This is a genomic window from Mycobacterium sp. (genome assembly GCF_965277065.1).
GTDB lineage: Bacteria > Actinomycetota > Actinomycetes > Mycobacteriales > Mycobacteriaceae > Mycobacterium.
The window spans coordinates 1,604,293-1,616,784 of record NZ_CBDIBT010000019.1 but is presented as its reverse complement, the minus strand read 5'-3'; the positions used below and the strand labels follow the sequence as shown (position 1 = coordinate 1,616,784).

The 12,492-nt window shown below is 64.7% G+C and carries 12 protein-coding genes and 2 pseudogenes; 9 read left to right on the top strand and 5 right to left on the bottom strand.

Annotated elements, in window-relative coordinates; genetic code table 11:
- The first annotated feature begins 153 nt into the window (after window positions 1–153).
- The 4 genes and pseudogenes from ACQY5A_RS25035 (at window position 154) to ACQY5A_RS25020 (ending at window position 4,593) form a co-directional block, all read left to right on the top strand.
- Window positions 154–714, top strand: coding sequence for a TetR family transcriptional regulator (locus ACQY5A_RS25035; RefSeq protein WP_428342931.1), 561 nt, complete (start codon window positions 154–156; stop codon window positions 712–714).
- Window positions 711–1,274, top strand: a complete 564-nt coding sequence (locus tag ACQY5A_RS25030; protein WP_428342930.1) for a TetR/AcrR family transcriptional regulator — start codon at window positions 711–713, stop codon at window positions 1,272–1,274. Before ACQY5A_RS25035 ends, ACQY5A_RS25030 begins: the two co-directional genes overlap by 4 nt.
- A gap of 414 nt (window positions 1,275–1,688) precedes the next feature.
- The gene (locus ACQY5A_RS25025; protein WP_428342929.1) at window positions 1,689–2,801 is read left to right on the top strand and encodes a sulfate ABC transporter substrate-binding protein; all 1,113 of its coding nucleotides are present in this window, start codon (window positions 1,689–1,691) and stop codon (window positions 2,799–2,801) included.
- Window positions 2,798–4,593 (top strand): annotated as a pseudogene (locus ACQY5A_RS25020) (SulP family inorganic anion transporter). The gene ACQY5A_RS25025 and the pseudogene ACQY5A_RS25020 overlap by 4 nt, the downstream one beginning before the upstream one ends.
- A 90-nt stretch (window positions 4,594–4,683) precedes the next feature.
- Here ACQY5A_RS25020 and ACQY5A_RS25015 read toward each other — a convergent pair.
- The 3 genes from ACQY5A_RS25015 to ACQY5A_RS25005 all read right to left on the bottom strand — a co-directional run bounded on the left by ACQY5A_RS25015 (window position 4,684) and on the right by ACQY5A_RS25005 (window position 7,915).
- Complete coding sequence (locus tag ACQY5A_RS25015; RefSeq protein WP_428342928.1) at window positions 4,684–5,901, bottom strand: GNAT family N-acetyltransferase; 1,218 nt, start codon at window positions 5,899–5,901, stop codon at window positions 4,684–4,686.
- Between the two features lie 50 nt (window positions 5,902–5,951).
- Window positions 5,952–7,529: a cytochrome bc1 complex cytochrome b subunit gene (qcrB, locus tag ACQY5A_RS25010; RefSeq protein WP_428342927.1), complete on the bottom strand. Its 1,578-nt coding sequence runs from the start codon at window positions 7,527–7,529 to the stop codon at window positions 5,952–5,954.
- A 119-nt stretch (window positions 7,530–7,648) separates the two neighbouring features.
- Entirely contained in the window at window positions 7,649–7,915 is a 267-nt protein-coding gene (locus ACQY5A_RS25005; RefSeq protein WP_428342926.1) for a YdeI/OmpD-associated family protein, read from the bottom strand.
- A 173-nt stretch (window positions 7,916–8,088) separates the two neighbouring features.
- On the opposite strand from ACQY5A_RS25005, the gene ACQY5A_RS25000 reads away from it, so the two are divergent.
- The gene (locus ACQY5A_RS25000) at window positions 8,089–8,397 is read left to right on the top strand and encodes a PE-PGRS family protein (RefSeq protein ID WP_428343333.1); all 309 of its coding nucleotides are present in this window, start codon (window positions 8,089–8,091) and stop codon (window positions 8,395–8,397) included.
- 70 nt (window positions 8,398–8,467) lie between these two features.
- Here the strand turns inward: ACQY5A_RS25000 and ACQY5A_RS24995 are convergent, their stop codons facing one another.
- Window positions 8,468–9,043, bottom strand: a complete 576-nt coding sequence (locus ACQY5A_RS24995; RefSeq protein ID WP_428342925.1) for a hemerythrin domain-containing protein — start codon at window positions 9,041–9,043, stop codon at window positions 8,468–8,470.
- A 196-nt stretch (window positions 9,044–9,239) separates the two neighbouring features.
- Here ACQY5A_RS24995 and tnpA point away from each other — a divergent pair, with 196 nt between their 5' ends.
- The 4 genes and pseudogenes from tnpA (at window position 9,240) to ACQY5A_RS24975 (ending at window position 11,941) form a co-directional block, all read left to right on the top strand.
- Window positions 9,240–9,653, top strand: a complete 414-nt coding sequence (gene tnpA / locus ACQY5A_RS24990) for an IS200/IS605 family transposase (protein ID WP_428342924.1) — start codon at window positions 9,240–9,242, stop codon at window positions 9,651–9,653.
- Window positions 9,654–9,655: 2 nt separating this feature from the next.
- Entirely contained in the window at window positions 9,656–10,885 is a 1,230-nt protein-coding gene (locus ACQY5A_RS24985; RefSeq protein WP_428342923.1) for an RNA-guided endonuclease InsQ/TnpB family protein, read from the top strand.
- A 3-nt stretch (window positions 10,886–10,888) separates the two neighbouring features.
- Window positions 10,889–11,083, top strand: a pseudogene (locus ACQY5A_RS24980) (MerR family transcriptional regulator); the annotation flags it as partial.
- A 141-nt stretch (window positions 11,084–11,224) separates the two neighbouring features.
- Complete coding sequence (locus tag ACQY5A_RS24975) at window positions 11,225–11,941, top strand: NUDIX hydrolase (RefSeq protein WP_428342922.1); 717 nt, start codon at window positions 11,225–11,227, stop codon at window positions 11,939–11,941.
- Between the two features lie 8 nt (window positions 11,942–11,949).
- Here ACQY5A_RS24975 and ACQY5A_RS24970 read toward each other — a convergent pair whose 3' ends face one another.
- On the bottom strand, window positions 11,950–12,483 hold the full coding sequence (locus ACQY5A_RS24970; RefSeq protein WP_428342921.1) for a winged helix-turn-helix transcriptional regulator: 534 nt from the start codon (window positions 12,481–12,483) through the stop codon (window positions 11,950–11,952).
- Window positions 12,484–12,492: the final 9 nt, after the last annotated feature.

Below are 12,492 nucleotides of genomic sequence, written 5' to 3'. Positions count from 1 at the left end.
TTTCGCTGATTAGTTTCTTGCTCTGCACCGCGATCATGGGATCGCCGATCCTGTCCTTTTCAACAACCGATGACTTTTGTCAACGATTGATGACTTGAACCTACGCGTGGCGGTGGAGTTAGTCAACGGCTGATGACATAAAGTTGGTCGAACATGACGAACCGACCGCGCAATGCTGCGCAGACCAGGGCGGACATCCTGGACTCCGCACGCCGCAGGTTCGCCGCAGAAGGGTATGACCGAACCACGCTGCGGGCGATCGCGTCGGACGTCGGCGTCGACGCTGCGATGGTGACCCGGTATTTCGGGAGCAAGCAGGATCTCTTCGCGACCGCCACCGAGTTCGCCATCGAGCTTCCCGATCTGACCGACGCGGCGCCCGACGATATCGCCGACATGTTGTTGCCCCGGTACTTCGCCATCTGGGAAGAGGACCACTCGTTCTTGGCGCTGTTGCAGGCGGCGATGACCAGCCGTGTCGCCGCCGACAAGCTCAACGAGACCCTGGCCGTCCACGTCGCCCCGACGTTGAAGGCCGCCACCCCCGACCACGATCAGCAGCGCATCGCGCTGACCGACGCCTTCGTTATCGGGCTGGCCGCAACTCGATCGGTGCTCGGCAACGTCCCAGCGGCCAAGCTCAGCCGAGAAGAGTTGCGGCAGTGGGCCGCTCCGGTATTCCGGCTGCTGTTGATGGGACCGGCGCCGTCATGACCGTGACCAGGCCGCGCAACGCCGCGCAGACACGCGCGGACATCTTGTCCGCCGCACGCCGTCGCTTCGGCTCCGAGGGATACGACCGGACGACCCTGCGGGCCGTGGCTGCGGACGTCGGGGTGGACGCGGCGTTGGTCATTCGCTACTTCGGTAGCAAGCAGGATTTGTTCGCGGCCGCAGCGGATTTCGAGATCGATCTGCCCGACTTGTCCGATGTCGATCCCGCCGACGTGGCGGCCATCCTGCTGCCGCGATTCTTCGCGGTATGGGAAGAGGACGAAACCTTCTTGGCGCTGCTGCGCGCCGCGATGACCAGTCCGCTGGCCGCCGAGACGTTGCGGCGGGTGTTCGCCGAGCAGGTGGCGCCCAAGCTGATCACCGCTACCCCCGACCATCCTGTTCAGCGAATCGGGCTGATGGGCGCCTTCGTCATCGGGCTGGCTATCACCCGCTACGTCCTGGTGAATCCGCCGATCGCCAGCCTCGATCGCGAGGAGCTCAGCCGCTGGGCGGCCCCGATTATCCGGCAACTCCTGGTGGGCCCAGCGCCGTGTTGATCGGACGCCACGACCAGCAGTTGCGGCTGGTGCGAAAGCTGCTGGAGCGACGGTCTAAGTAGGCGGCGCTGTCCGGACAGCACTCTTTTTCGTTTCAGCACCACCCGCGATATCACCCAGGCCGCTGATATCGCGGGTGGGCACGTTTCGCAATTAGGGGTAATGGTCGGACGCAGGTACCGGAGTTGCCGATGTGACGACTCGGGTCCGGGTCGCCACCGATCGGCCGCCACCCCCGCTGACCGGCTAAAACGCTACGCCCCCAAACCCATTGCGATCAGGCTGATTTACACAGGTGTCGTACAGGGACGCGCTGGCTAGGCTCCAAATCTCACAGCTGGCGAGAACAACCCAGCGCGGAGGGCCTATTGCCCGCAATGGCGGTCCCTGCGATTCCCAAACGAGGAGGCGGCGATGACTGAGCCCGCGCCCCCAGCACGGCGCCGCGGACAACTGCCGTTTGCCGTTTCGCGGATCAACATCCTCGGCATCGTGGCGATCATCGTCGCGGGCAGCCTGCTCGCGCTTCACAATCTGAATCGCGACAATGCGCCGAACCAGATCCTCAACGTCTCCTACGACCCGACCCGGGAGCTGTACGCCGCGATCGACAAGACATTCGTCGATGAGTTCCGCAAGAAAACCGGCGTCACCGTGGAAATCAAGCAGTCGCACGGTGGTTCGGGCCGGCAGGCCACTGAAGTCATCAAGGGCCATGAGAAGGCGGACGTCGTCTCATTAGCACTTCCGAGTGACATTGACGCGCTGCGCAAGCGCGGCCTGATTGCGGGCGACTGGCAGAGCCGCCTGCCGAACCACTCGGTCCCGTACACCTCGACGATCGTGTTCGTCGTCGAGAAAGACAATCCGCTGGGGATCCACGACTGGCCGGATCTGGTCAAAGACGGTGTCGAGATCATCAATCCCAATCCCCGCAGCTCGGGCAACGGAAAGCTCACCGTTCTCGCGGCCTGGGGTTCGGTGACAACGCGCGGCGGCAGCGAGCAGGAGGCCAGCGACTACGTCAGGGCGTTGCTGAGTCACGTCAAGGTCGCCGACAGCGGAGCGCGCGGCGCCGCCACCACCTTTTCCGTCGAGAAAATCGGCGACGTCCACTTGACCTGGGAGAACGAAGCCCTGCGCGAAGTGGCGGAGAACAAGGACCAATTCGAAATCGTCTACCCGCCGGTCAGCATTCTCGCCGAACCAGCGGTCACCTGGGTCGACGCGAATCTCAAGGACAAGAAGCTGGCGTCCTACGCCAAGGCTTACCTCGAGTACCTCTACAGCGACCCGGCACAGGAGACGGTTGCGCAGTATGGCTACCGGCCGATCAAGCCGGAAATCTTGGCCAAGCACGCGGATCGGCTGCCACCCATCAATCTGTTCCCCATCACTGCGATCGCCAAGAGCTGGTACGACGCGCAGGAAAAGTTCTTCGGCAGTAACGGCATCTACGACGTGGTCTCCTCGGCTCCGGCCAGGGTCGCGTCTGCACACTCGCGGCGAAAGACGAAGACCCCATGAGCATCTCGGAGCGCATCAAAAGTCTGAACTACGACGGGGACAAAGCACGTCGTGACCTGATAGCGGGCCTCACGGTCGCTGCGGTGTCGCTGCCGCAGGGCATCACTTACGCATTGGTGGCCGGCGTCGACCCCAAATTCGGCGTCTACTCGGCGATCGTGGTGACCTTCGTCGCGTCGGTTTTCCAGTCATCGTCACATCTGGTCAACGGCCCGACGAGTGCCATATCGCTGCTGGTGTTCAGTTCGCTGGCGTTCATCGACCCGGAGAACCGGACGGTCTTGTTCGAGGCGCTGTTCCTGCTCGGCATCCTGGTCGGCACCTTCCAGATTTTGATTGCGGTGTTCAGGCTCGGGGATCTGACCCGGTACATCTCCGAATCCGTGATCCTCGGCTTTCTGCTGTCCGCGGCCGTTCTGATCGCGCTGGGTCAATTCGGCAATGCGCTGGGAGTGAAAGACCAAGGGAACGCACGGCAGTCGGTGATCAAACGTACCTACCTCACCCTGTTCCATGGCGAGGCGTTCAATTATCGCGCATTGGTCATCAGCGTCGCGACCATCGTGCTCGCCGTCGTGCTGCGGCGGGTGGTGAAGCGATTCGGTCTGCCCCAACTCGATCTGCTGGCAACGCTGATCTTTGCGGCCCTGATCGCGTACGTGGCCGGATGGGCGACCGAAGATCACACCGGCAACACCGCGATCAAGCTGACCGCGAAGATCCCGCAGAGCCTGCCGCACCCGCACATCCCATCGGTGCAACTCAACGAAGTGACCCAGTTGGCGCCGGGCGCATTGGCCATCGCGTTCATCGGATTGCTCGAGGCGCTGTCGATCGCCAAGGCGATCGCCTACCAGAGCGGGCAAAGATCGACTACAACCGGCAGATCATCGCCGAAGGCTTGGCGAACCTCACCGGCGGCTTCTTCCAGGCGGTGCCGGGCTCGGGCTCGGTGACGCGCTCGCCGATCAACTACCAGGCCGGCGCCGCGACCCGGTTCTCCGGCGTGATCGCTTCCATCGGCGTCGCGCTCATCGTGCTGTTGTTCGCGCCACTGCTGCACTACATGCCTCGGGCCGCGCTGGCGGGACTGCTGCTGATCACTGCTGCACGACTGATCGACGTCAAGCGCTTGAGCTACGCGATCAAGGCGTCCCGCTACGACGCGGGCCTGGTGATGCTCACCGCGCTCGTCGGCGTGTTCGTCGACCTGGACACCGCGGTCCTGCTCGGTGTCGCACTGTCGATCCTGCTGTTCGTGCCGCGGGCGGCCAAGCTCAAGTCGCGGGAATTGGTAGTGGCGCCTGAGCGGGTGGTCCGCGAGCGGGTGCCCTCTGATCCGTCCGATCCGTCGACGTTGATCTTCGACTTCGAAGGCGAGCTGTTCTTCGGTGCCGCACCCGAACTCGAAAAGTACCTCGAGGAACTCGGCGAGCGAATCACGAAGGACAACATCAAGTACCTGGTGCTGCGGCTCAAGCGGGTGCGCCACCCGGATGCCGTCGTGATCCAGCGGATCGACCAATTCGTTCGTGATGAAACCGACCGCGGTGTGGTGGTATTGCTGGCCGGCGTGCAGGACGATTTGCGAAAGCTGCTGACGAACGTCGGCTTCGACGACTGGTTCCCCGGCGAGCGGATCTTCCCCGAGGAGGAAAAAGAGTTCTCGGCGACCCTGAAGGCGGTGCGCTACGCCCACGCCCTGCGCGGATTCGACGAGTCGGGCGACAAGGTTGCAGCGGAGGCCGTCGCGACCAATGGTGACTCCAAGCACTATTACTACCTGGTCTGATCCAGCGGACTCGAGCGGCAGACATATTCTCGCCCAATGGCGTTGTTGCCGAAGAGAAAGCGCTGCACCTGACCGACCGGCGTCACGCGTTCAGAAGAAGAATCCCGCGTACGGGGCGTGCGGGACCGCGAACAATCGATCCGCCACGGCGAGATGCGCGGGGTCATCGGCGTGGACCACTCCCGGAATGGCCAGACTGTGCCACGTGGCGCCACCGAGCAAAACCGCGGCGAGTCCGGCTATACCGATGCGCAGTTGCGGGCGCTGGTCGGTTCGTTCGGCGCCGTCTCCGGTGATCGCCACGGTAACGGAGTTGTCCGGCAGCAGTGGGTCGTCGACGGCGATGGCCACCGCGCCGTCGCCCACGTATTGCCTTGCTGTCAATGTCTTCTCGACATCGACAATGCGGAGCCAGGTTTCGTCGTGGGTGGCGGTCACCCGCGCCGCGCGCTGGTCGACCAGCAGCCATCGCAGCGGGTCGTCGAGCGGAAGCATCCAGAACACCACCCGATCGATCAGGTCGAGTCCTAGGAGGAAACGCAACAGGCCGAGGTAGGAGTCGATGTCGGGCGCGAAGAAGTCTTCCACCACGATGGTGCGCTGATCGCTGACGAACCATTTGTCGGTGTCGATCGGGCGGTAGCGGACAAAGCCGGTCTCGGATCCAGGACTGCCGTGAACCGCGACATACCAAGGGCCGGGCCCGGATTCGGTGCGCAATCGCGCGCCGTACCACCACACGTCGGGGCGGTCGATGGTTCCCGGACGCGACGGCCGGTGGTCGGCGTAGATGCGCGGCAACTCATCCCACACGAGGGCGGGATCCAGCAACCGCACCGGACCGCCCGCACCGACGCCGGGGCGCAGCGCCGCGCGCGCAGTCTGGACCTCGACGGTCTGCGATGTACTCGCCACGCCGTAGCCGTACCGCTCGTAGATGTTCGCTTCGGACGCCCGCAGCGTCGCCACCGCTTCGCCGCGGGCAGCGACGTCGCGCAACTGGTGGCGAACAAGATCAGTGGCGACACCCCGTCGGGTGAACGACGGCAGAACCCCGATGTGCGTCACGGCCGCGTGCCCGACCAGGGTTCCGCCCGGAAGGGTGAGCCGGCTCGTCACGGCATCGGCGGTGCCGACCAGTTGGTCGTCGACGAACGCGCCGATCGTGCGGCCGGGCTCGAGCATCCGGGTGATCTGCCCCGGGGCGAGGTCCGTCAGTCGCGGGAAACCGATCATGGCGGTGCGGAACACGTTGGCCGCGGCGAGCAGGTCGCCCTCGCTGTCGAGCACGCGGATCTCGGTGGTCATCCCGCCATCATGTCTCGCGAGACGGCGTCGCCCAACCGCGCATCGTCGCGCTAGCCGTGTCGCAGGGCCGTCAGTGCTCGCCGTTCGGCCGCGTGGTAAGCGCCGGAAAGCGCGGCGTCCTCGACGGCGGGATCGGCGTGCAGGAAACTGCCCGAACCGGGAGATCCAGCCAAGCCGAGTTTGTTCAACTTGGCCGGGACTGGGGCGCCTTGGTACTCCAGCGGCAGCGGTCCAAGTGGCTGGTGCACTTCGATGTACGCGCCGTGCGGAAGCCGTTTGATGATGCCGGTTTCGACGCCGTGCTCGAGAACCGCACGGTCGCTGCGTTGCAAGCCCACGCACCATCGATAGGTGACGAAGTAGACGACGGGCGGGAGCACGACCATGCCGGTGCGCCCGATCCAGGTGGTCGCGTTGAGCGAGATATGGAACGTCAGCGCGATGATGTCATTCATCGCGCCCAGGGTCAGCACGAGATAGAAAGCGATCGCCATCGCCCCGATGCCGGTACGCACCGGCACGTCGCGGGGACGCTGGAGCAGGTTGTGATGCGCGGAGTCGCCGCTGAACCGGTTTTCCAGAAATGGGTAGATGGTCAGCATCACGAACACGACGCCCATCATCATCGCGGCACCGACGGCCGCGGGCACCGTGTGGTGGCCGATGTAGATCTCCCAGGCCGGCCACAATCGCTGCAGGCCCTCGGTCCACATCATGTAGAAGTCCGGCTGCGATCCCGCCGACACGTGAGATGGCAGGTAGGGGCCCAGGTTCCAGATGGGGTTGATCTGCAGCAGCCCGCCCATCACGCCGAGGACGCCGGTGGTCAGTGCAAAGAAGGCACCGGACTTGACGGCGAAGACCGGCATCACGCGGACGCCGACGACGTTGCGCTCGGTGCGGGCGGGGCCGGGGAACTGGGTGTGCTTCTGGAACCAGACCATCGCCAGGTGTGCGCCGATCAGCGCGAGAATGATCGCGGGCAGCACCAGAACATGCAGCGCGTAGAGCCGGGGGATCAGCGTGGTGCCCGGAAAGTCGCCGCCGAAGAAGGCCCAGTGCAGCCAGGTGCCAATCACCGGGAATCCCAGCATGATTGACGAGAGCGCGCAGCGCAGACCGATGCCGGACAGCAGGTCGTCGGGCAGCGAGTAGCCGAAATAACCCTCGAACATGGCCAGGATCAGCAGCAGCGAGCCAATCACCCAGTTGGCTTCACGCGGCCGGCGGAACGCTCCGGTGAAAAAGACGCGGGCCAGGTGCACCATGATCGATGCCGCGAAGAGCAGTGCGGCCCAGTGGTGGATCTGACGGACGAACAGGCCGCCACGCACTTCGAACGAAATGTTGAGCGCGCTCTCGTAGGCGCGTGACATCTCCACCCCGCGCAACGGCTGATAGACGCCGCGATAGGTGACCTCGGCCGTGGAGGGGTCGAAGAACAGCGTCAGGTAGATCCCGGTGATCAGCAGAACCACGAAGCTGTACAGCGCAATCTCGCCGAGCAGGAACGACCAATGCCTCGGGAAGACCTTGTTGAGTTGCCGCCGTAGGGCAGCTGAGGGGTGGTATCGCGCGTCGACGCTCATGCCCGCGCGCGCTGCGGTATGAGCCGGTCGGAGGTTCATGGCAACCGTCCTCTCACGGCTGAAGCCGCTGCTCCGAGGCCAGCCGAGCATCTACTATGTGCCGTAGTACCACGGAGCGTAGTACTTGTTTGAAAGGTCGTAAAGAGTCCGGACGGGACTTATTTGCCGGTGCGCTCGCGGTGCTTGCAGCCCGGCCAGCAACACGGTCGTCGCTGACCTTCCTCGAGCTCTTCCTGGGTGCGGCGGATGCGACGCGCGCGGGTGGCTTCTTGCTTGGCGTCATCGACCCAGCAAATGAATTCGTTGCGCGCCAACGGTGTGATGTCCTTCCAGGCCGCCAGGGCCGGGGAATTTCCCAACAGCGCTGTGCGCAGGTCCGCGGGGAGCTTGTGGACTACCCCGCCGGGAACCCGGTTAGCGCTCATGGCGCCAGATTAATCGCCGACTCCGGCCGGGCCGGGCGAGCTAGCGTTGCGGCGTTTCTTCGTCCGAGCACCCGACGGCAACATCGTCAACAACGTCAATCATCACGAGTGAAATTCGATGTTTTGGGCATGTGTGCAAGGGGTAAAACACCGTCATGTCCATTTTCAGTGTGTTGAAACCGTTTGTTGTTGGTAGCGCGGTTGCCGCAGCGATGGCTGTAATGCCTGTGGCGGCAGCAGAAGCGAGTGCAGGCCAGACCGGTGCGGCCCCCACTCACGTGATCTTCAAGCAGGATCCGGGCGGCAGTGGCTGTGCCCCTAACGGCACCTGCGGTTCTGGGGGTCAGGACGGCGGGCCCAACGGCGGACCGGGTGGCCAAGGCTGTGTGCCTGGCGTCGGTTGTGGGTCCGGCGGGCAGTTCGCGGGTCCGAACGGCGTGCCGGGCGGATGCCTCGCCGGCGTCGGCTGCGGTCACGGCTAAACCCCACTGCAACCGTTGACTCATGCGGTCTGGTGACTCCAGGCCGCATGAGTCGTCGCACCAGGTAGCGCTATTCGCCCTTGAGGCTGCCGATGCCGAGCGAATAGTCGGTGCGCTTGGGCTTCGGCGTGCTTTGTTGCTGCGCGACGTACTCCTCCGGGTCGCGGTCCACGATCTTCAGCCCACGCGTCGTCGGATGTTCGTTCATGAATTCGCGGTACTGAAGCCCGAGGGCCTCGCGCAGGCCGACCGGGGCGTTGCGCCGGAAGTCGGCAAGTCCTTCGCGCTCCTCCTCCGCCATGTGATCGTCGTTGGCCTCTCGGGTACGGCCGACCGCGGCCCACCATTCGTCGGTGGCTATCGCCGCGGTACCGGCATCGCGGACACCATCGCGGATGTCGTTGTGGTCGCCGATGGCGTCGAGCGTCTCGCCCTCCGCGTCGGCGCTGCCGCGGGTCAGTAGCTGCGGGTAGAAAATCTTTTCCTCGATGTAGGCGTGCACGTCGAGTTTGTCCGCGAGTGGACACCAGACTCGCTCGAGGGCGCGCTGATCGACGGGCGTCTGGGCCTGCAGCTCGTCCAGCTTGGCGAACTGTTCACGAAACCAATTGTGGTCGTCGAGGATCAGCACGGTGATGTCAGCCATTGCGTCCAGTAAATCAGCAGAGCGATGAACGCGCTCCGCTCTTGCACCTCACGCAGCGTCAGGTCCTAGGTTCGCGGCGATGACAGAGACTTTCTTCGGTGCAAGCCTTCAACTTCTGTCGGGGGAGAGCCGATCCCGTCTTTGCGGTCCGTGTAGCGGGCCGTGTTTGTCGTAGGTGGGGTTTACCGTGGGGTTCATGCAGTACCGGTCGACGCGTAAGTCGGTGTTTTCGGTGAAGTACCACGTGATTTGGTGCCCGAAGTATGGCCGTGATGTGTTGGGTGGGCCGATCCAGACGCGGTTGAAACAGCTCATCGCCGAGGTGGTCACCGAGTTCGGCTGGATCGTGATCGAGGTCGAGACGATGCCCGATCATGTGCATCTACTCGTCGGGTTGCCACCGCAGGTGGCGGTATCCAAACTCGTCCAGATCCTCACGGGCAGGTCGTCACGGTTGCTGCGCCAGGAGTTCGCGCATCTGGCGCGGATGACGTGTTTAGGGTCGCCGTCCTGGTTGGTCTTTACTGTCGGCGGCGCACCGTTGGAAGTGGTCAGGCGGTATGTGGAGAACCAGAAAGTCGCCGCTGCGCGCGCGGGGAAGGTGGCGTAGCGGTGGCGCACCGGTACCGGTTATATCCGACCAGCGAGCAAGCAGCGTTCATGCTGTGCAGGCACTGCGCTGATGCCCGGTATGTGTGGAATCTTGCCGTGGAGCAGTTCACTTGGGGCCGGTCAGGGCGCTCAGCGCCCGGACCCGCCGCCCGGCAGAGACAACTCGCCCAGGCCCGTCAAGGGTTCGACTGGCTGGGGTCAGGATCGTCGTCGGTGCAGCAGCAAGCGTTGCGGGACTTCGACCGCGCCGCGGCGGCGTATTTCGCCGGCACCCACCGGCGGCCGACATGGCGGCGCAAGTTTGTCGACGAGGGATTCTGTGTCCGCGATAGCCGCGTCGCGAACATTAACGGTAAGTGGGCGCACATGTTTGTGCCCAAGCTAGGGCGGGTGAAGTTCCGGCTGTCGCGCACGCTGCCGGCGGGCAAGCTTGGGATGGCCCGGATCACCTGTAAAGCGGGTCGCTGGCATGTGGCGTTTCCTGCCCCGCAGCCGTCGGTCACCGCCGCTGCGGGCAGACAGGGGCAGGCGGTCGGTATCGACCGGGGAGTGACGACCACGCTCGCACTCTCAGATGGCACGATGCTGCGGGCACCGATCATGCGCCGCAGCGAGCACAAGACGCTGGTGCGGCTGCAGCGTCAGCTTGCCCGCGCCCGCAAGGGCAGTATCCGCCGCGGCAAGGTCAAAGCGCGGGTCGCACGGCTACACGCCGGGGTGTCTGATCGGCGGCGGGACTGGGTCGAGAAAACCACCACGCGCATTGCTGCCACCTACGGCGTGGTGGCCGTGGAGAAACTCGCGACCCGCAACATGGTGCGCTCGCCGAAACCCAAACCCGACCCCGACATGGTGGGGCACTACCTGCCGAACGGGAAAGCCGCGAAAGCGGGTTTGAACAAGGGGATTTACGCGAACTGCTGGGGTGTGATCGCCCAGCGGCTCAACCACAAGATGTCCGCGTCCGGCACCAAGCTGGTGTTTGTGCCGGCCGCGTACAGCAGTCTGGAGTGCCGCAACTGCGGCCACAGCGTGAAGGAAAACCGTAAGAGCCAAACGGAATTCCGTTGCGTGCAATGTGGCCACGAAGACCACGCGGATATTCAGGCGGCCAACACCATCCTCGCCCGGGCCACCGCGCCCGCGCTCACCTCCGGACCGGAGGCAACACCCGTCACCGCGGGTGTGCTCGCGCAAGCGAGAAGACCCGATGACGCGCAGCCGGCATAGGGAATCCCGCGATCTTCAGTCGCGGGAGAAGGTCAAAGAATCGGAAATGCGGACCCGGCAACCGGGAATGGAGCGTCGGTTAACTCGCCGACGCCGCCGGCCGCGCGAACGGGCGCGGGCCATCGGCGGTACCGGGCCGAGCAGGCGGAGCGGCTCTACGAGATCACCGCGATGCGGAGCCTCGGCTTCGACCTTGAGGAGATTCGGCGGCGCTCGACGGCGGCGAGGGTCTGCCTGCCCTCGCCCGGGCCGTTGCCGTCGAGCAGCGGACGTGGGCACCTGGGGTCACTGCGGGTTGAGACGGGCCGGGCCGGCGTATCGATCGCTACGCTCGCGGTCATGACCATCCGCTACGACGACCGGCTGCGTGAGCAGATCCGGGACCGGCTCGATGCTCATGACCGTCGCGTGGTGGCCGATCCGACCAAACGGCACGCGGCGGTCGCGGTGCTGCTGGTCGACTCGGAGGTCGGAGAGGACCGGATCGATCCGGCGCCTGTCGACGATTGGATCGCCGGACGCCCGATGCCGGAAACGCTTGACGGTCGCATGGTCGATGTATCGGGTGGCGCCGCATTCCTGTTGTGCCGCAGAACTTCTCGCCTGACCTCTCATCCGGCGCAATGGGCGCTTCCAGGTGGTCGTCTCGATCCGGGGGAGAGCGCGGTCGACGCGGCTCTTCGGGAACTGGATGAAGAGGTCGGGATCAAGCTGACCCCGTCAAACGTGCTGGGCCTGCTCGACGACTATCCGACCCGCTCCGGATACGTGATCACCCCGGTGGTGATCTGGGGCGGCGGTCGGCTCGACCCGCAACCGGCTCCGGACGAAGTCGTGGCGGTGTACCGCGTCGGAATCCATCAACTGCAGCGGTCAGACTCACCGCGATTCATCACCATCCCGGAGAGTTCGCGTCCGGTCGTGCAGATACCGCTGGGGAATGACCTCATTCACGCGCCGACCGGTGCGGTGCTGTTACAGCTGCGCTGGCTCTGTCTCGACGGTCGCCACGATCCGGTCGACGAACTGGAGCAGCCGGTCTTCGCCTGGAAGTGACCGCGGGCTCAGCTCTGGCGCTTGCGCTGAATCGACTTGGTTTCGACGGTCTTTCGGGTCGTCCGAGCCTTCGTCAGCACAGGCGCCCGGAAGCCGGGCCCGGGTTCGGGCGTGACGTTGTATGCGGTGATCTCTCGTCGGCAGTGCCCACAGACCAGCATCGGCTCGGCGGTCTGATCGCACGGTTGGTGGTGCAGCACGATGGGCGGACCCTGGGGATACGGGAGATGCTGGTCGCCCCACTGCATCAACACCACGATCGCCGCGAACAGGTCTCGACCGCTGTCGGTCAGCCGGTACTCGTGACGGTCGGGATCGCTCGCGTAGAGCACCTTGTCCAGGAGTCCCTTGTCGACGAGGGTCCGCAGCCGGGTGGACAACGTGGGCCGCGGAATCTGGAGGTTGCGCGCCAGTCGACCGAAGCGACGCACACCGAAGAATGCCTCGCGCAGGATCAGCAGGGTCCACCGCTCGCCGACGATCTCCAGGGCCCGCGCGACGGATTCGCCTTCGAAGCGATGGGACAGGTCGGGGTATTCCATGGTGCAGCC